This is a genomic window from Pseudoalteromonas sp. 19-MNA-CIBAN-0066, assembly GCF_040308705.1.
Lineage (GTDB): Bacteria > Pseudomonadota > Gammaproteobacteria > Enterobacterales > Alteromonadaceae > Pseudoalteromonas > Pseudoalteromonas nigrifaciens.
This window is the reverse complement of the sequence record NZ_JBEONZ010000013.1, coordinates 20,103-40,026: the sequence shown is the minus strand read 5'-3', so window position 1 is coordinate 40,026 and position 19,924 is coordinate 20,103. Positions and strand designations below refer to the sequence as shown.

The 19,924-nt window shown below is 42.1% G+C and carries 18 protein-coding genes; 11 read left to right on the top strand and 7 right to left on the bottom strand.

Going from position 1 to position 19,924, the window contains the following annotated elements; genetic code table 11:
- Positions 1 to 98: 98 nt before the first annotated feature.
- The 10 genes from ureA (at position 99) to AAEZ18_RS09550 (ending at position 8,653) form a co-directional block, all read left to right on the top strand.
- On the top strand, positions 99 to 401 hold the full coding sequence (gene ureA / locus AAEZ18_RS09595) for an urease subunit gamma (protein WP_011328433.1): 303 nt from the start codon (positions 99 to 101) through the stop codon (positions 399 to 401).
- A gap of 11 nt (positions 402 to 412) precedes the next feature.
- Positions 413 to 745 carry an urease subunit beta gene (locus AAEZ18_RS09590; protein WP_011328434.1) on the top strand — a complete coding sequence of 111 codons (333 nt, stop codon included), beginning with the start codon at positions 413 to 415 and terminating at the stop codon, positions 743 to 745.
- Positions 745 to 2,448, top strand: a complete 1,704-nt coding sequence (gene ureC, locus AAEZ18_RS09585; protein ID WP_011328435.1) for an urease subunit alpha — start codon at positions 745 to 747, stop codon at positions 2,446 to 2,448. The genes AAEZ18_RS09590 and ureC overlap by 1 nt, the downstream gene beginning before the upstream one ends.
- A 20-nt stretch (positions 2,449 to 2,468) precedes the next feature.
- Complete coding sequence (gene ureE, locus AAEZ18_RS09580; protein WP_197108154.1) at positions 2,469 to 2,981, top strand: urease accessory protein UreE; 513 nt, start codon at positions 2,469 to 2,471, stop codon at positions 2,979 to 2,981.
- A complete protein-coding gene (locus tag AAEZ18_RS09575) occupies positions 2,971 to 3,678 on the top strand; it encodes an urease accessory protein UreF (RefSeq protein WP_197108153.1) in 708 nt (235 codons plus the stop codon). The genes ureE and AAEZ18_RS09575 overlap by 11 nt, the downstream gene beginning before the upstream one ends.
- Positions 3,679 to 3,708: 30 nt before the next feature.
- On the top strand, positions 3,709 to 4,347 hold the full coding sequence (gene ureG / locus AAEZ18_RS09570; protein WP_089368417.1) for an urease accessory protein UreG: 639 nt from the start codon (positions 3,709 to 3,711) through the stop codon (positions 4,345 to 4,347).
- 59 nt (positions 4,348 to 4,406) lie between these two features.
- Entirely contained in the window at positions 4,407 to 4,991 is a 585-nt protein-coding gene (locus AAEZ18_RS09565) for a HupE/UreJ family protein (protein WP_089368418.1), read from the top strand.
- A gap of 188 nt (positions 4,992 to 5,179) precedes the next feature.
- The gene (locus AAEZ18_RS09560) at positions 5,180 to 6,445 is read left to right on the top strand and encodes a RidA family protein (protein WP_350552128.1); all 1,266 of its coding nucleotides are present in this window, start codon (positions 5,180 to 5,182) and stop codon (positions 6,443 to 6,445) included.
- 410 nt (positions 6,446 to 6,855) lie between these two features.
- Positions 6,856 to 8,343, top strand: a complete 1,488-nt coding sequence (locus tag AAEZ18_RS09555; RefSeq protein ID WP_306287950.1) for a bifunctional 2-methylcitrate dehydratase/aconitate hydratase — start codon at positions 6,856 to 6,858, stop codon at positions 8,341 to 8,343.
- Between the two features lie 106 nt (positions 8,344 to 8,449).
- A complete protein-coding gene (locus AAEZ18_RS09550; RefSeq protein WP_011328442.1) occupies positions 8,450 to 8,653 on the top strand; it encodes a hypothetical protein in 204 nt (67 codons plus the stop codon).
- A 59-nt stretch (positions 8,654 to 8,712) separates the two neighbouring features.
- Here the strand turns inward: AAEZ18_RS09550 and AAEZ18_RS09545 are convergent, their stop codons facing one another.
- The 4 genes from AAEZ18_RS09545 to AAEZ18_RS09530 form a co-directional block, all read right to left on the bottom strand.
- Positions 8,713 to 9,687, bottom strand: coding sequence for an aldose epimerase family protein (locus tag AAEZ18_RS09545; protein ID WP_306287949.1), 975 nt, complete (start codon positions 9,685 to 9,687; stop codon positions 8,713 to 8,715).
- A 135-nt stretch (positions 9,688 to 9,822) separates the two neighbouring features.
- Positions 9,823 to 11,385 carry a sodium/sugar symporter gene (locus AAEZ18_RS09540; protein WP_350552124.1) on the bottom strand — a complete coding sequence of 521 codons (1,563 nt, stop codon included), beginning with the start codon at positions 11,383 to 11,385 and terminating at the stop codon, positions 9,823 to 9,825.
- 41 nt (positions 11,386 to 11,426) lie between these two features.
- Complete coding sequence (galK, locus tag AAEZ18_RS09535) at positions 11,427 to 12,569, bottom strand: galactokinase (protein ID WP_306287948.1); 1,143 nt, start codon at positions 12,567 to 12,569, stop codon at positions 11,427 to 11,429.
- A complete protein-coding gene (locus AAEZ18_RS09530) occupies positions 12,569 to 13,612 on the bottom strand; it encodes a UDP-glucose--hexose-1-phosphate uridylyltransferase (RefSeq protein WP_306287947.1) in 1,044 nt (347 codons plus the stop codon). Before AAEZ18_RS09530 ends, galK begins: the two co-directional genes overlap by 1 nt.
- Before the next feature lie 145 nt (positions 13,613 to 13,757).
- Here AAEZ18_RS09530 and AAEZ18_RS09525 point away from each other — a divergent pair, with 145 nt between their 5' ends.
- Complete coding sequence (locus AAEZ18_RS09525) at positions 13,758 to 14,774, top strand: LacI family DNA-binding transcriptional regulator (protein ID WP_086994997.1); 1,017 nt, start codon at positions 13,758 to 13,760, stop codon at positions 14,772 to 14,774.
- A gap of 90 nt (positions 14,775 to 14,864) precedes the next feature.
- On the opposite strand, the gene prpF is transcribed toward AAEZ18_RS09525, so the two are convergent.
- The 3 genes from prpF to prpC form a co-directional block, all read right to left on the bottom strand.
- Entirely contained in the window at positions 14,865 to 16,031 is a 1,167-nt protein-coding gene (prpF, locus tag AAEZ18_RS09520) for a 2-methylaconitate cis-trans isomerase PrpF (RefSeq protein ID WP_041454466.1), read from the bottom strand.
- A gap of 14 nt (positions 16,032 to 16,045) precedes the next feature.
- Positions 16,046 to 18,655 carry a Fe/S-dependent 2-methylisocitrate dehydratase AcnD gene (gene acnD / locus AAEZ18_RS09515; protein ID WP_350594627.1) on the bottom strand — a complete coding sequence of 870 codons (2,610 nt, stop codon included), beginning with the start codon at positions 18,653 to 18,655 and terminating at the stop codon, positions 16,046 to 16,048.
- Between the two features lie 134 nt (positions 18,656 to 18,789).
- Positions 18,790 to 19,914, bottom strand: coding sequence for a bifunctional 2-methylcitrate synthase/citrate synthase (prpC, locus tag AAEZ18_RS09510; protein WP_086994992.1), 1,125 nt, complete (start codon positions 19,912 to 19,914; stop codon positions 18,790 to 18,792).
- Positions 19,915 to 19,924 lie beyond the last annotated feature (10 nt).

Sequence of the window (19,924 nt, the reverse complement as noted above, 5' to 3'; positions counted from 1 at the left end):
AAACATATCGTCTTAGCTTTTGCTTAGGCGAACACACTACCTGTGCCAATTAGTCATAGGTAATTAATATAACAACATCGAGGACTATGGAGTTAGCGATGGAATTAACACCCAGAGATAAAGATAAATTAATGTTATTCACTGCAGGTTTACTTGCAGAGCGACGCAAAGCCAAAGGGCTAAAACTAAATTACCCAGAAGCAATTGCTCTAATCACCTGCGCTATTATGGAAGGTGCGCGCGAAGGACGCACAGTGGCAGAAATGATGGCATTGGGTCGTGAAATGTTGACCCGCGACGATGTAATGGAAGGCATTGCTGAGATGATTCAAGACGTCCAAGTAGAAGCAACGTTTCCTGACGGTACCAAACTGGTCACTGTGCATAACCCTATAGTTTAAGGAAGTTCGTTATGATTCCAGGTGAATATCAACTAAAAAGTGGCGATATTGAACTGTGTGTTGGCCGTAAAAGCATCACCATTAATGTTGCTAATAAAGGGGATCGACCTGTACAGGTTGGCTCTCATTACCACTTTGCCGAAAGTAACCCAGCACTGAGTTTTGATCGCGAGCAAGCCTATGGTTATCGCTTAGCTATTGCTGCTGGTTTAGCAATTCGCTTTGAACCAGGACAAACCCGTGAAGTATCTTTGATCCCCTATTCAGGTTTACGTCGTCTTTACGGTTTTCGTGGTGAAGTAATGGGACCTTTAGACAATAAACCTAAACAGGAGAGCGTGTAATGAAAATATCTCGTCAAGCCTATGCTGACATGTATGGCCCAACCACGGGTGATAGAATTCGTTTAGGTGATACCGAATTATGGGTCGAAATAGAACATGACCATACCCATTATGGTGAAGAAGTAAAATTTGGTGGCGGTAAAGTTATTCGTGATGGCATGGGTCAAAGCCAACGCTGTGATGACGCCGTTATGGACACGGTTATCACTAACGCAGTGATTATCGACTGGTGGGGCATTATTAAAGCCGACGTGGGTTTAAAAAATGGCCGCATTGCTGCTATTGGCAAATCTGGCAACCCTGATACACAGCCCGATATAGACATTATTATTGGCCCAGGTACCGAAATTATTGCCGGTGAAGGTCAAATTTTGACCGCCGGTGGCGTTGATACCCACGTGCACTATATTTGCCCACAACAAGTTGACGAAGCGCTCATGAGTGGCCTAACCACCATGATTGGCGGCGGCACTGGCCCAGCAACAGGCTCAGTAGCTACAACACATACACCGGGGCCATGGCATTTAGGCAAAATGATGCAAGCCGTGGACGATTTACCGATTAATATTGGTTTTCTAGGTAAAGGCAGCGCAAGTACTCCCGAAGCACTTGAGCAACAAATTAAAGCCGGCGCTATGAGTTTAAAAATTCATGAAGATTGGGGCGCAGCACCCGCTTCTATTAGCAATGCTTTAGATGTTGCCGATCGCTACGACATTCAAGTTGCCATTCATGCTGATAGCCTCAATGAATCTGGTTTTGTGCAAGATACTTTAGAGGCATTTAAAGATCGTTGTATCCACACCTATCATACCGAAGGTGCCGGTGGTGGCCATGCTCCTGATATTATTGTTGCTTGTGCTATGCCTAATGTGTTGCCGTCGTCAACTAACCCGACTCGCCCATACACTATTAATACCGTGGATGAGCACCTTGATATGTTGATGGGCTGTCATCACCTCGACCCCAACATTCCTGAAGATGTAGCCTTTGCCGACTCACGTATTCGCCGTGAAACAATTGCGGCCGAAGATATTCTTCATGATATGGGCGTTATTTCGATGATGTCCTCTGACTCGCAAGCTATGGGTCGCATTGGCGAAGTAGTGTGTCGTACGTGGCAAACCGCTCATAAAATGCGCGTGCAACGTGGTTTATTACCAGAAGATGAAGCACTGGGCGCCGATAACTTTCGCGCAAAACGTTACATTGCCAAATACACTATTAACCCAGCTATCACTCACGGTATAAGCCATGAAGTAGGCTCAATAGAAGTGGGTAAATTTGCAGATTTAGTACTGTGGAAACCGCCATTTTTTGGGGTTAAACCATCAATTATATTAAAAGGCGGCATGATTGCAGGTGCGGCAATGGGCGATCCAAACGCAGCTATTTCTACACCACAACCAGTACATTACCGCCGTATGTTTGGTGCATTAGGTAAAGCAGTAAGTGCAACACGTATGACCTTTGTAAGCCAAGCTGCTATGAATACTGGGCTTGAAGAAAAGCTCGGTTTGAAAAGCCAGCTTGTGGCCTGTAAAAATGTGCGACAAGTGCGTAAATGCGATATGAAGCTCAACGATGCTTGCCCAGTATTAACGGTAGATCCGCAAACGTATGAGGTTCACGCTGACGGTGTATTACTTACCTGCGAACCTGCAACTGAATTACCGTTAGCCCAGCGCTACCATTTGTTTTAATCCATTTTTAGGACAATTTAATGTTTGAATTAACAAAAAGAATAGATAGCAACACACAAGATGCTGTGTTCGATACCCTCACTTTGCCATACGAGTTACGTATTCGTGGTCGCCTAAAAGCAGTGACCGACAATGGTCATGATGTTGGTTTATTTCTTGACCGTGGCCCAGTGCTTCGTAATGGCGATTTACTGCGTGCCAGCAGCGGCGAAGTATTTAGTATTAGCGCTGCCGATGAGCCGGTTACCACAGCATACATAGAAAACGGCTTGCCTTTGGCACGTTTATGTTACCACTTAGGTAACCGCCATGTGTCACTTGCAATTGGCGTTGATGCTGATGGTCGCCATTGGATACGTTTTCCGCCAGATCATGTATTAGAAGAGTTAGCGGTACTTTTAGGCGCGCAATTAACGCACCATCAAGCACCGTTTGATCCAGAATCTGGTGCATATGCACACGCAGGTCGTGAGCAATCGCATGCTCACTCCCATGAACATTCACATGCCGATGGTCATACTCATGCACACTAATACTGAGCCAACACAAAGCAGTGATCTGGCATTATTGGGCTTGATGCAATTGATCAGCCCTGCGCTGCCAATTGGTGCTTTTGCTTGGTCTCAGGGGTTAGAAAGCGCGTTTGAACTTGGCTGGGTTACTAATGAGCAACAACTTGGCGAATGGTTAGAAGGTGTGCTTGACGACGGTTTAACGCGCTGCGAATTACCGGTACTTGCTCGGCTACAAAACTGCTGGGCTAAAAGCGACAGCGAAGGTTTAAGCTACTGGAACGAATGGCTACATGCAAATCGTGAAACTGCCGAATTAAGCGATGAAGATACTCGCTTAGGCTTAGCCCTGATGCGTTTGCTCAACAGTTTACAGTTACAGCCACAAATCGAGCAAGGACATGCAGCATTACCGCAAGACCCAGGTTATGTCACCGTTTTTGCCTGGTTAGCGCAGCAGCGACAAATTCCAGTACGCCAAAGCTTACTCGGGTTTGTTTGGGGCTGGTTAGAAAACCAACTGGCGGTTGCCTGTAAAGCAATGCCGCTTGGCCATACTGCAGCGCAGCGTTTAATTGAGCAATTACGGCCTAAAATGGTTATCGCAATCGACACTGCATTAGCATTAGCCGACGACCAACTTGGGCCAATTATGCCTGGCTTAGCGCTTGGTAGTGCACAGCACGAAACACAATATTCAAGATTATTTCGAAGCTAATACGCTTCTATATACATAAGGAAAACAGCAATGACACATTGTTTACGAATCGGCGTTGGCGGCCCAGTTGGCTCTGGCAAAACAGCTTTATTACGTCAATTATGTAAAGCATTGAAAGATCACTATGATATCGCCGTGGTTACAAACGATATTTATACCCGCGAAGATGCTGACTTTTTACTTAAACACGACGCACTCCCAGCGGACCGTATTTTAGGAGTAGAAACAGGTGGTTGCCCACATACGGCAATTCGTGAAGATGCTTCTATGAACTTAGCTGCGATTGACGACTTACAAGCACGCCACCCCAATTTAGAAATAGTACTGGTTGAATCTGGCGGCGATAACTTATCAGCTACTTTCAGCCCAGAGCTTTCTGATTTAACACTTTATGTGATTGACGTGTCTGCTGGCGACAAAATTCCACGTAAAGGTGGCCCAGGTATCACTAAGTCTGACTTATTAATAATTAATAAAATTGATATCGCAGAATATGTACATGCTTCGTTAGAGGTAATGGAACGTGACTCGAAAAAAATGCGCGGTGAACGCCCTTTCGTTTTTGCTAACCTTTACGATGGTGTTGGCTTAGAAGAAATCATCAGCTTTATTTTAAAGCAAGGCATGTTACCTGAACGCCGACCTGGCAAGCCAAATAGTATTAATTAAGCAACACAATTTTTAATCAAAACACAATTCAATAGTAAAAAATATAAACGGAGAATAGTATGAAAATAATGACCAAATTACTGATGGGATTAGGCCTAATGCTAACAGCTACTGCAGCTTTAGCCCACCCTGGTCATGGCGTTGAAACCCATAACGGTTTTCTTAGTGGCTTGTTACATCCACTGATGGGTATTGACCACTTATTAGCAATGGCAGCAATTGGCTTTTGGAGTATTCGCCAAAGCACAGCAATGAAACGCGGCGCGCCATTATTTGTAGTTGGCGGCATGGTTTTAGGTGCGGCCCTTGCTTGGAGTGGCTTAAGCTTTGCAGGCGTTGAAACCGGTATTGCAATGACCGTATTACTAGCCGGTATTTTAATTGCCACTATGGCTAAATTACCAACCGTATTAGGCGCAAGCTTAGTCGCTTTATTTATGCTTACACATGGTTATGCCCACGGTGCAGAAATGGCTGAAGGCGCAAGTATATTGAGCTACATGGCAGGCTTTGTTGTTGCTACTTTAGCTATCACCTTTATTGGTCGTGGTTTAGGCACACTTATGCTAAAAGCTGATAACCGCGCTACCCGTGCACTTGGCGGTGTTGTTGCTGTAATTGGTGGCGTATTGGCAGTTGGCTAATAGCAACTGAATTTATTATCCCCATTAGGGTAGCTTTACTGTCGCTAACATAGTTGATGCTATGGTTACCCTTACCTTCAAATCAATGACTATCGAGCAGCAGCTAGATAGTCTGCGAGAATAAACCCACTTTTAATGTGGTTAATTTTAACCTCATTATAACTATCTCAGCTAGGAGAAATATCAAGATGAGCGGCACAATCATAAAGCTTTCAAGAAACACCAATAATGCACCAAGCAGCACTGTAGCTACACAAACAGTTGCTTTTTCGCATTACAATAATATTTCAGCACAATTACCGATTGCTCCTAAAAGCGGTAACATTGTAGCTGATGATATAAAAACACAGGCAAAACAGTGTTTAACAAATATTAAAGCGGTTATTGAAAGTATTGATCATGTTATGGACGATGTGATTAAAATTAATGTGTTTTTAAAAAACATCACAGATATTGATGCTGTAAACGACGTATACGCTAGTTTCTTCCAAGACTACTTACCAACACGCACAACAGTTGCCGTGGCAGCTTTACCGCTAGAGGGTGCATTAGTACAAATGGATGCGCTTATCTCTAATGGCGAAGGTACTACACCACAAGCGCCTTGCGATTTAATTAAAGTAGCAAAAAATAGCAATAATGCACCTATATGCCCAGTGTCTACGCATACAGTTGCTTTTTCTCATTACAATAATATTTCTGCTCAGTTACCTGTCGATCCTAAATCGGGAGAAATAGTAACCGGTGGTATAAAAAATCAGACTAAACAGTGTTTAAGTAATATTAAAGCTATTTTAGAGAGTATTGACGTACCCTTTGACGACATAGTTAAGGTAAATATATTTGTTAAAAACCCAGTAGATATTGACGCAATAAACGAAGTTTATACAACCTTTTTTCCAGACTCAGCTATTGCCAGAGCTGTAGCTTACGTACCAGCAAGATCAACCATGGTTGTTGCAGCACTACCTATGGATGCTTTAGTACAAATTGATGCAGTTATATCCCATGGAGATGGCACACCACCACAAGCAGTTGAGGACAGACACGGCATTATTATTAGAGCAAGTAACACACAAAATGCACCAATTAATGCCCTATCTACACAAACAGTGGCATTTTCGCACTACAACCATATTTCAGCACAATTACCCATTGATGCAAAAACGGCTAATCTTGTAGCTGATGACGTAACAACACAAGCAACACAGTGCTTAAACAATATTAAAGCCATTGTAGAGAGTATTGATCATGTTATGGACGACCTTGTAAAAGTTAACATTCAAGTTAAAAACATTAGCGATATTGCCGCTATTGATAAAGTGTACGCCAGCTTCTTTAAAGGTGATTTGCCAGCAAGAACTGTGGTAGGCGTATCAGCTATCCCTATGAACGCGCTAGTACAAATTGATGCGGTAGTGTCTAACGCTGAAGGTACGCCACCTAAGTTATAATTGTAAACTTGGGTTTATAAGCAATGGTGATTAATCACCAACTAAATACAAACATGACTTTAAACGTTAAGTTTGCATAAATAAGGGCAGCGCAAAATCCACTCGGATCTCTACGCTGCCCTTTTTAATTTTTGCGTCTCCACTATTATCTTGAATTTAAGTAATTAAATACAGATTGCACAATATTGAATACAAAAGCTGCCCAATATTTCTGTGTACATAATAATTTCACCTAGTCATAAGTGTATTTTAAATATACGACATTATGTTTACCTGCTTCCCTATTAGCTGGTAACGGCTCGTGCTATGGTTGAAACGTAAACTAGTTAAAAATAAAAGTGTTTAATAAATATGTATTAAATACTCAGTGCACATTCTAATCGTTAACATTAAACGAATAAGGATAAAAAATGAGTAATAATGTAGATATTAATAATCGCCCTGATTACGACCATGTAATACAAGATATAGCTGATTATGTATTAAATTATAAAGTAAGCAGCAAGGAAGCACTCAATACTGCCCGTAACTGTTTAATAGACACTTTAGGGTGTGGGCTATTAGCGCTGCGATTTCCTGAATGCAGCAAACTCCTCGGCCCTATAGTAGCAGGTACTATTGTGCCTAATGGTGCACGCGTACCGGGCACATCTTTGGTACTCGACCCTGTAAAAGCGGCATGGGATATTGGCTGTATTATTCGCTGGCTCGATTATAACGATACTTGGTTGGCCGCCGAATGGGGTCATCCGTCAGATAACTTAGGTGCTATTTTAGCCGTTGCTGATCATCTATCTCAAGTGAGACTGAGCAAGGGTGAACAACCTTTAACAATGCGCGAAGTGCTAGAAGCCATGATCATGGCGCATGAAATTCAAGGCGTAATAGCGCTAAAAAATTCGTTTAATCGGGTGGGTTTATGCCACGTATTATTAGTACGGGTTGCATCTACTGCGGTTACCACTAAAATGATGGGCGGCAATAAACAACAAATTATGGCCGCTATATCACAAGCTTGGGTAGATGGCTCAGCGCTGCGTACCTATAGGCATGCACCCAATGCAGGCTCTCGTAAATCATGGGCTGCTGGCGATGCAACTTCCCGAGCTGTTCATTTAGCTGATATATCTATGCGTGGTGAAATGGGCATTCCAAGCGTGTTAACAGCCCCGCAATGGGGGTTTTATGATGTCTCTTTTTCTAAAACCAACAAAGACCAAGCACTTAAACCTGAGGCCGAACGGCAGTTTTTATTCACCCAAGACTACGGCAGTTATGTTATGGAAAATATTTTATTTAAAATATCGTTTCCTGCTGAGTTTCATGCCCAAACAGCCGCTGAAGCGTCGGTTATTTTACATCCTCAGGTAAAAGATCGGTTAGCTGATATTGATAAAATTGTTGTGCGTACTCACGAGTCGGCCATTCGTATTATTTCAAAAACGGGTTCCCTTGCTAACGCAGCCGATCGCGATCATTGTTTACAATACATGATTGCAGTGCCGTTAATATTTGGCAATTTAACCGCTGATCATTACGAAGACGAATTTCATAACGCACACCCGATTATTGATGAGCTGCGCAACAAAATGCACATTGTAGAAGATGCACGCTTTACCAAAGAATATTTAGAGGATGATAAACGCTCTATCGCCAATGCTATTCAGGTATTCTTTAAAGATGGCAGTAGCACCGAGGACATAGTTATAGAATACCCTGTGGGTCATCGTCGCCGTCGTGAGGAAGGGATACCACTATTGGAGCAAAAATTTAAAGCTAATTTAGCATCCCGCTTTGAGAATAAACAATGCCACACTATTTTCACGCTTTGTAAAAATCAAACAGCGCTTGAGGCCATGCTTGTAAATAGCTTTATGGACTTATTTGTTATTGAGTAAGTACACCGCTGGCTGGTTTATTAAAGCGCGTAAATTTAATTATATGGCCAAGTAGTTAAGGCCATAACTTTAAAAGTCACAACTCGCGCCAATAAGAGGATTTAATATGACTGAGCAAAATGAACACAGTATCGCAAACTTTGCAGCGTTAAAAACCGCCATAGTAAATGCAGAAGAAGAGTCAGTAAAAGCGCTATTAACAAAGCAACCTATGCAAGATCTTGAAAAAAGTTACCTAATCGATTTAGCCAAATTAAACAGTAATCAGGCTATTTTAAAGATACTCGAAGATATTCCCGTTAAAAAATAGCTCATAGCCCTTATACTAAATAGCCAATAAAGCTGTGCTATGTATTAGCACAGCTTTATTTAAATATTTTCAAAGTGATAGCTAATATATTTATTATAAACTTCGCCCGGCTTTAGTATTGAGTTTTCAAAATCTGGAAAGTTTACTGCATCGCTATAATTTTGAGCTTCTAAACACACTCCCTGATCAGGGCTTAATGGTGCGGCTAAAAATGCACCAGTATAAAGCTGTATAGATGCTTGGTCGGTGTACAACGACATTTTAACTTTATTGCGTAATGAGCTTAATACCGCTGCAGCTTTGTTTGCTTGTGGCTGATTTATAACAAAACAATGATCAAACCCTGTTGGCCCTGTTAGTTGTGGGTGCTGAGCTGACTGCAGACGCTGGCCAATAATAACCGGTTGGTCAAAACAAAAGTCACTATTTTTGACACTTAACACTCTACCCGTTGGTAAGCTGTTATTGTCACGCTCTAAATAGCTGGCCGCATTTATTTGTAACGTGAGTGGCAAGCAATTTTGCTCACCTAAATTAAAGTAGCAATGATTAGTAGCGTTAATAGGGGTTGCTTTATTTGTGGTTGCGCTAAAACTCATAGTCAACTTATTATCATGTGATAAATGATAACGTATTTGCATTTCAACCTTGCCAGGAAAGCCTTGGTCGCCATCTTCTGAGCTTAAGCTCAAAATCACTTCGTTGGCAGTACTCGATTGCACTTGCCAAAAACGCAGAGAAAAGTTATCCGCCCCGCCATGTAAGCAATTTTCACCATCATTTTTACTCAGTAAATATTGCTCACCTTCAAGCTCAAAACTCGCACCACTAATACGATTAGCAACGCGACCACAAGTAGCACCTAAATAATAAGTATCGGTTAAATAACGATTGGTATCGGCATACCCGACTGTCATTTCTGTGGGTGTATCGTTTACCGGAAATAAAATAGATTTAACCCGCGCGCCATAATTTAATATTTCGACCCGCATGCCTTGCTCATTGCTTAATATATAACTGTGTAATTGATTCATTTACTGTTTTCTTGTTATGTCTATTAGAACACAAAAAAATCAAAGCAACCTAAGCTGCTTTGATTCACTATATTTTGCGTTAAACACGTGAGCAGATAGCTATGGCTGTCATACTCACTTAGTAAGCATTCTGCATTACCACCAAGTAGTATACAAAGCGATTAAGATGATAACTACACCCAATGCCGCTATGTTGAAGTTGCTTGAGGTTTTAAAGTTAACATCGTCTAGGCTAACGCTACTGTCTTGGCCTTTATCTGGCTTAGCTAATGATACAATTACACACAATGCCAAACACAGTAAAAATACTAAGCCAACTCTGTCCATAAATGGCAACGCCACCCAGTAAACTTTTAACAGGATTGAGAATACAGCCGAGCCAATTGCAGCAGCTAACGCACCCGCTGAACTGGCTTTTGACCAAAACATACCCATTACAAAAATCACTACAATACCTGGAGTAAAGAAACCGGTGAACTCTTGAATATATTGAAACGCTTGATCGAACTTACCTAATAATGGCTCTGCCACAACCAAGGCTATAGCTAAAGATATTAATGCAGCTGAGCGGCCTATAAATACATAATGTTTTTGTGATTTACCTGGTTTTAACTTGCTGTAAATATCCATAGTGAAAATAGTTGAAATACTGTTAGTCATAGAGGCAAGTGATGAAACAATTGCCGCCACTAATGCAGCAAAAATAAGACCTTTAATACCTGTTGGCATTAACGCCATCATAGATGGATACGCTTGATCTGGCGTGGTAAGTTGCGGGTATAAAACAACCGCAGCAATACCTGGCAACACTACAATTACTGGCATTAGTAATTTTAAATAGGCAGCAAAGGCAATACCTTTTTGTGCTTCTTTAAGGTTTTTAGCGGCAAGTGCGCGTTGAATAATATATTGATTAAATCCCCAGTAGCTAATGTTCATTATCCACAGGCCACCAATTAATACAGATAAACCAGGTAAACTCATATAATGCGGGCTATCTGGGCTTAAAATCATATCAAAGTGGTTTGGAAGCTGATCAGTTAAAACGCCAAAGCCTGCTATTATTCCGTCGCCATCTGCTACTGCATCAAGTGCTAAGTAACTTAAAAATAAGCCACCAAATACCAGCAGTACTACTTGTAAAATATCGGTATAAGCAACGGCTTTCAAACCACCATAAAGTGAATAAGCGACTGAAAATAAGGCTAAAAAGATCATTCCGTACATCCAGTCAACACCGGCAACAGTTTCTATTGCTAAACCACCAAGCCATAAAACAGCGGTTAAATTTACAAATACATATACCGCTAGCCAAAACAGCGCTAACACTGTTTTAACTTTGCTATCAAAGCGTTGCTCTAAATATTGCGGCATAGTAAATATTTCATTTTTAAGAAATATCGGCAGCATATATTTACCTACAATAATTAAGGTAATTGCCGCCATCCACTCATAAGATGCAATAGCTAAACCAATCGCATAGCCCGAACCAGACATACCAATAATTTGTTCTGCCGATATATTTGAGGCAATTAATGATGCACCAATTGCCCACCAAGGCAGTGCTTTACTAGCAAGAAAGTAGTCTTCGGTATTTTTACTAGCACCTTTCTCCTCTCGCGAGATCCACAGCGCGAGTACTAATAACCCCACCACATAAGTAACAAATATGGCAATGTCGAGCGGTTGTAATTTCATAGCTTTAACCTTGTTGTCTTATTGATTTTTATTGTGTTTTATTAATTACTAAAAGCACCTTGCGAAGCCAGGCATACGTAAACGTCTGCTTGAAGCCCTGTTTTTGCATAATAATGTGTATCAATAGCGTTACGTACTTGCTCAACTAAATGATCCGGTGTTAAAGCAACGATACAACCACCAAAACCACCACCGGTCATACGCACTCCGCCTTTATCGCCTAAAACTTGAGCAGTAATATCTACTAAAAAGTCTATTTGAGAGGTAGTAATATCAAAATCATTTTTCATTGATAGGTGCGATTGTGCCATAAGTTGGCTCATAGTTACCATATCATTGACGTTTAGCGCTTTGAGAGCTAGTTCGGTACGGGTATTTTCAGTGACTATATGTTTAGCGCGCTTATATATTAATGGCGGTAAATTAGCTTGCTCTGCTTCTAGTTCCTCAAGAGTAACATCGCGCAATGCCGGTTTATTAAAGTGCTTTGCTGCAGCTTCGCATTGCTCGCGTCGGGTATTGTATTCGCTGTCGACCAGCCCTCTTTTAACATTAGAGTTAACAATAACTAACAACATTCCCTTTGGAATAACAGCATATTCAAAGGTTAAACTTCTGCAATCGAGCAACATGGCATGCCCTTGCTTACCCATCGACGAAATTAATTGATCCATAATGCCGCAATTACAGCCGACAAAGTTATTTTCAGCTCTTTGTCCCATGAGTGCCGCTTTAACACCATCGAGCGGAATATTGTTTAATGTTGCAAACGTTTTTAAAAGAGCAATTTCAAAACTAGCTGATGAGCTCAAACCCGTACCTTGTGGCACATTGCCCGACACTACTAAGTCGGCACCGCTAATATTTGGGTAGCTTTGCATTAATGCTTGTAGTGTGCCGCGAATATAGTTAACCCACATTTGTTGGCTAAATTCTATTTTATCTAGGCTAAAACTATTGGTTTCGTTGTTACAATCAATTGCTAAGACGTTAATGTTGCGATCAGCTCGCACTTTTGCAGCAATGTCGGTGCCAAAATTAATCGCAGCGGGTAGCACAAAACCATCATTATAATCTGTGTGTTCACCAATAAGATTAACGCGCCCAGGTGCATGAAATAGCTGCTCTGGCGGGCAATTAAAATGTTGTTCAAATTGGCTAATAAGCATTGTAGTTCTTGGCATTACTTAGCCTCCTTATAATGTACGTTTGGTACATCACGTAATCTTTGTGCTGCTTGCTCTGGAGTTAAATCACGTTGTGATTCTGCCATCATTTCGTAGCCCACCATAAATTTACGCACAGTAGCTGAGCGTAACAATGGTGGGAAAAAGCTGGCATGGAGCTGCCATTCACTGTGCTCTTGCCCATCATAAGGCGCGCCGTGCCAGCCCATAGAATATGGGAACGAGCAATTAAATAGATTGTCGTATTTAGTGGTAATTTGTTTTAATGCATCGGCTAGAGTTACCGCTTGTTCTCGGGTTAAGTCGACCATACGTGTTAACGCAAAACGCGGTAATAATAAGGTTTCAAATGGCCAGCCTGCCCAGTACGGTACAACCACCAGCCAATCTTCATTTTTAACAACAACACGCTCGCCCGACTGCGCTTCACGCTGAGCGTAATCAAGTAATAAGTTACTGTTATATTTTTTAGCATAGTCGCTCAGCGCATGTTGTTTTTTATTTACCAAAGTAGGTAATTGCTGCTGCGACCAAATTTGGCCATGCGGATGCGGATTTGAGCACCCCATCATCGCCCCTTTGTTTTCAAATACCTGCACCCAGTTATACTTTTCGCCTAACTCTAAGCACTGGCTTTGCCATGTTTTAACAATGTCGGTAATGGCGCTAATACTAAGTTGCGGTAAGGTTTTGCTGTGATCTGGAGAGAAGCAAATAACACGACTTTCGCCTTGCTCTGTGGCCATTTTAAATAGCGGATCATCTGTTTTAAATTCTGGAGTATCAATTTTCAGAGCTGAAAAGTCATTAGTAAACACGTAAGTTTTTTTATAGTTGTCATTAACTTCACCGTTTATGCGAGTATTACCAGCACATAAAAAACAGTTTTCATCATGACTTTCTCTAACGTCTTCATCAAGAGTTTCAACTTGTCCCTGCCAAGGTCGTTTGGCACGATGCGGTGAAACTAACACCCACTCATCAATCAATGGATTGTAGCGACGATGTGGATGCTCAGTTGGGTCAAAAATTGTATCCATAAATATCTCAAATGTGGTTTATGATAAAACTAAAAAGGGTAAACGCTTACCCCACTATTTGCAACCTAAAAAATCAACATATACAGCCCACGTTAAATAGTGTAAATTTTATTATTAACAGGATGTAGAAAACGATTACCCGTCAATGACAACAATAAAAGATGTAGCCAGAATTGCAGGCGTGTCTATCGCCTCGGTATCTCGTGTAATTAATAATGGCCCTAAAGTAAGTAAGGCAACCATAGAAAAAGTAAATAAAGTAATGCAAGAGCTTGGCTACACGCCCAATGCTAATGCACGTGCTTTAGTAACCCGAAAAAGTATGACCATAGGCGTGGTGATCCCCGAACTTAGCGATCCATTTTTTGCATCATTAGCCAGCGGGGTAGATAAAGTAGCCCGCGAAAATAATATGCAATTGCTGTTAAGTACCGCAGGACAAAGTGTAGAATCTGAACGCGCAGCTATTAATTTATTACTTGAGCGCCGCTGCCAAACTGTTGTTATGCATAGTAAAATAATTCCTGACTGCGAACTAATCACCTTATGTGAAAAACTCCCTGGCTTAGTGCTTATCAATAGACACATTGAGCAAATAAAACATAAATGTATTTGGTTAGATAACGAAGAAGGTGCAAAAATAGCAGCGCGGCATCTAATGGCGCTCAAACATAAAAACATTGCCTGTATAAGCAGCAAGTATCAAATTGAAGATCCTGCGCTACGCCTTAATGGTTTTTCGGCAGAACTAAATATGGCAGGTAATCCAATTAGCCCTGCGCTGATTAAATACGCGGAGCCTACCCTACAAGGCGGACAAAGCGCTGCGCAAAACTTATTAGCCTCTGGGCAGCCCTTCAGCGCTATTTTTGTTTATAACGATGCTATGGCTATTGGTGCTATTTCAACACTTGAAGATAATGGCTATAAAGTACCCGGTGATGTGTCGGTGATTGGTTTTGATGATGTGCTGATTGCGCGTTATTCAAGGCCAAAACTAACCACTTTAAACTATCCCATTGAAAAAATGGCGCAGCATGCAGCTCAGTTGGCGTTAACACACTTTAAAAATGAAATAGTTGAAAGTGTCAGTCACAGTGAGCATAAATATTTACCCCGCTTGGTCAAACGAGAGTCAACGAGTATCAAAAATAGCCCATAAACAAAAAAGTTGATGAGTAATACCCTAAAGTATTACCGCATCAACTTATGCATAAATTATAAATAACTTAATCGTAATTAAAACAATGCTTTATTGCGGTACTCTTACCACGCCTTCCATTAGTACCCGTGCACTGCGGCTCATACTGGCTTTAGTTACTTGCCAGTTACCATCCGTATTTGTAGCGTGTGCGCCTACTTTTAAGGTGCCCGATGGGTGACCAAAGTTAACTTCACTCAATGCCCCGCCACCAGCGGCTAAATTAACTAACGTACCATCAATTGCCGCAGCGGTACCAATAGCTACTGCTGCTGTGCCCATCATTGCATGGTGTAATTTACCCATAGACATAGCGCGCACTAACAAGTTAATTTCACTGGCGTTAATTTGCTTACCGCTTGACGCTTTGTAATTTTGTGCTGCACCAACAAATGCCACTTTAGGTGTATGTTGGCGTGCTGCTGCCTCATCAATATTTTGTATGAGTCCCATTTTAACTGCGCCATAGGCACGAATGGTTTCAAGCTTTTCAAGCGCTGCTGCATCTGCGTTTATATCATCTTGCAATTCAGTGCCGGTATAACCAATGTCGCTTGCATTAACAAAAATGGTGGGAATGCCTGCGTTGATCATCGTCGCTTTTAAAGTACCGACTCCCGGCACTTCTAGGTCATCAACCACATTGCCAGTTGGGAATAACGCCCCATCACCATCTGCAGGGTCAATAAATTCCAGTTTTACTTCAGCTGCTGCAAATGTAACGCCGTCTAGCTCAAAGTCACCGGTTTCTTGTACTTCGCCATTAGTCATAGGTACATGCACTAAAATGCTTTTTTTAATATTGGCTTGCCACACACGTACAACAGCAACGCCATTATCGGGTACACGGCTTTTATCAACTAAATCATTACTAATAGCAAAAGCACCGACAGCTGCGGTTAAATTACCGCAGTTGCCGCTAAAATCAACAAACGCTTTATCTATTGCCACTTGGCCAAATAAATAGTCAACATCGTGATCGGCTTGCTCACTTTTACTTAAAATAACTGTTTTACTGGTGCTAGATGTAGCACCGCCCATACCATCGGTTTGTTTGCCGTACGGATCTGGGCTGCCAATAACGCGCAGTAATAAGTTATTACGTGCCTCACCTGCCACTTGGGCAGGCTTTGGCAAGTCACTAAGGTTAAAAAACACCCCTTTGCTAGTACCGCCACGCATGTATGTGGCAGGTACTTTAATTTGTGGTTTAAACATAATTAACCCTGCCCTTATGCTGTTTTTGTAGCTTCTAAAAAGTCTTGTGCAAAGCGTTGTAATACACCACCTGCAGCATAAATAGACAGCTCTTCTTGTGTATCTATACGACATTTCATTGGTACGTTTAGTACTTCGCCATTTTTACGAGTGATCGACAAGTTAAGTGTGCAACCAGGGGTTGGTTCACCCGCTACATCGTAACTTTCACTGCCATCTAGTTTGAGTGTTTTACGAGTTGTTCCCGCTTTAAACTCTAACGGTAAAACACCCATACCCACTAAGTTAGTACGGTGAATACGCTCAAACCCTTCAGCTGCAATTACTTCAACACCCGCGAGTCTTACGCCTTTTGCCGCCCAATCGCGCGACGAGCCTTGGCCATAATCTGCGCCAGCCACAATAATAAGTGGTTGCTTACGCTGCATGTATGCTTCGATTGCTTCCCACATGCGAGTATTTTTTCCCTCTGGTTCTATGCGCGCGTACGAACCTTGCTTAATTTCGCCGCTTTCATCAAGTACCATTTCATTTAGCAATTTAGGGTTAGCAAACGTAGCGCGCTGCGCTGTTAAATGATCGCCCCTATGGGTTGCGTATGAGTTAAAGTCTTCCTCAGGTACGTTCATTTTTAATAGGTATTCACCCGCGGCACTGCTGGCCATTATCGCATTTGAAGGCGATAAGTGATCGGTTGTAATGTTATCGCCAAGTACTGCCAGTGCACGCATACCTGTCATGGTACGCTCGCCCGCTAATGCACCTTCCCAATAAGGAGGTCGGCGAATATAAGTGCTTTCTGGACGCCATTCGTATAGCGGGTCGTTATCTTCACCGTAATCTACGGTTAAGTTAAACATGGGCTCGTATACTTTTCTAAATTGCTCTGGCTTAACGCTTTGCTTAACTACTGCGTCAATTTCTTCATCTGACGGCCATAAATCTTTAAGCGTAACGTCGTTACCTTGCTGATCTTTACCCAGTATATCTTTTTCAATATCAAAACGAATCGTACCAGCAATTGCATAAGCAACAACCAAAGGCGGCGATGCTAAAAAGGCTTGTTTGGCGTAAGGATGAATACGACCATCAAAATTACGGTTACCCGACAGTACCGCGGTGGCGTATAAATCGCGATCAATCACTTCTTTTTGAATTGCAGGGTCAAGCGCGCCGCTCATGCCATTACACGTAGTACAAGCAAAACCAACAATACCAAAACCTAGTTGTTCAAGTTCGGTAAGTAAGTTAGCGTCTTCTAGGTATGATTGCACGGCTTTAGAGCCCGGTGCTAATGAGGTTTTTACCCAAGGCTTACGCGTTAAACCCTTGGCGTTAGCGTTACGCGCAAGTAATGCCGCGGCAATAACGTTACGTGGGTTACTGGTGTTTGTACAACTGGTAATAGCGGCAATGATACACGCGCCATCTGGCATTAAGCCTGCTTCGTTTTCTACTACGCCCGAAATACCTTCTTTAGCTAAATCGCTTGTAGATACACGGCGATGTGGATTTGATGGCCCAGCAATGTTGCGCCCCACACTTGATAAGTCAAACTTAAGCACGCGATCGTACTGCGCTGTTTTTAAGCTATCGCTCCACAGGCCGGTGGTTTTAGCGTAGTTTTCTACCAGTGCAATTTGCTCTTCTTCACGACCCGTTAAACGCAAATAATCTATGGTCATATCGTCGATGTAAAACATCGCCGCTGTGGCGCCAAATTCAGGCGTCATATTTGAAATAGTGGCACGATCGCCCAGTGTAAGTGCATCTGCACCTTCACCGTAAAATTCTAAGTACGCTGATACCACACGCTGCGCGCGTAAAAATTCGGTAATTGCCAGTACGATATCGGTAGCGGTAATGCCCGGTTGGCGCTTACCTGTTAGCTCAACCCCTACAATGTCTGGCAGGCGCATGTACGAAGCGCGCCCTAGCATTACGCTTTCTGCTTCAAGGCCACCTACACCCACAGCAATAACACCCAGTGCATCAACGTGTGGAGTATGGCTGTCTGTACCTACTAAGGTATCTGGGAAGGCAATACCATCGCGGTTTTGAATTACCGGCGACATTTTTTCAAGGTTAATTTGATGCATAATGCCGTTACCTGGCGGGATCACATCAATATTTTTAAACGCTGTTTTGGTCCAGTTTATAAAATGGAAACGGTCATCGTTACGTCTGTCTTCTATAGCACGGTTTTTTTCAAATGCATCGGGATCAAACCCTGCATGCTCTACCGACAAAGAGTGATCTACAATTAATTGCGTAGGTACAACTGGGTTTACTTTAGACGGATCGCCACCTTTAGCAGCAATCGCGTCACGCAGTCCAGCTAAATCAACCAGTGCAGTTTGACCCAAAATATCGTGACACACTACACGCGCCGGATACCAAGGAAAGTCTAAATCTTGTTTGCGTTCAATCAACTGGTTTAGTGCATCGGTAAGCATTGCTGGATCGCAGCGGCGCACTAAGTTTTCGGCAAATACACGTGATGTATAAGGCAGTGTTGCATATGCACCTGGTTTAATTGCATCAACAGCTGCTTGAGCATCAAAATAATCAACGTTTGAATTGGGTAAGGGTTTTCGATATTCAGTATTATTTATTATAGTCATTAAAATATTCGCTAATTTGGTGACGGTGGTTGTGCACTACTAGCTTATTTAAGGAGAGAGTGAAAAGTGATGAGCCTTAAAATAGTGTGCAGCAAATAAAAAAGGTGAGCACTTTACGTGCCCACCAAATAATTTTAACGTGATTCGATAGGTGTGTAGCTACGTGCATCTGGCCCAGTGTAATCAGCACTTGGACGAATAATACGGTTATTTGCACGTTGCTCTTTAACGTGTGCTGTCCAACCTGTTACGCGGCTCATTACAAATATTGGCGTAAATAATTTGGTCGGAATATCCATAAAGTGATACGCCGATGCGTGGAAGAAATCAGCATTACAAAATAACTTTTTCTCGCGCCACATTACTTCTTCACAACGAACAGACACAGGATAAAGTACATCATCACCTACTTCTGCTGCGAGCTTTTCAGACCACTTTTTAATAATTACGTTACGTGGATCTGATTCGCGATAAATAGCGTGGCCAAAGCCCATAATTTTATCTTTACGCTCAAGCATGCCCATAATTTCTTGCTCTGCTTGATCTGCGCTGGTGAAGTTTTCAATCATATCCATTGCCGCTTCGTTAGCACCACCATGTAATGGCCCACGTAACGTACCTATGGCACCGGTTACACATGAATGAATATCAGATAGCGTTGATGCACACACACGACCAGTAAAGGTTGAGGCATTAAATTCATGCTCTGCGTATAAAATTAGTGACACATTCATTACTTGAGCAAATAGCTCAGACGGGGCTTTATCGTGTAATAAGGTTAAAAAATGCGCGCCAACTGAGTCATCATCTGTTTGCGTTTCAATGCGTACGCCATCATGCGTAAAGCGATACCAGTAACAAATAATACTTGGAAATACTGCAACCATGCGGTCAATCGCATCATTGGCTTCGCTAAAATCATTTTCCATTTCAAGGTTACCCAGCATAGAGCAACCTGTGCGCATCACATCCATTGGGTGTGCGTCTTTTGGAATGTTCTCAAGCACTGTTTTAAGTGCTTGTGGTAAGCCGCGTAAGCTTTTTAGTTTAGCTTTGTATTCTGCAAGCTCACCGGTTGTTGGTAATTCGCCACGAGATAATAAAAACGATACTTCTTCAAACTGCGCTTTTTCAGCAAGCTCGCTAATATCGTAACCACAATAAGTTAAACCTGAACCTGTTTGGCCTACTGTACATAATGCAGTTTGACCTGCTACTTGACCGCGTAAACCTGCACCCGCTAATACTTTAGTACTCATAATTTATCTC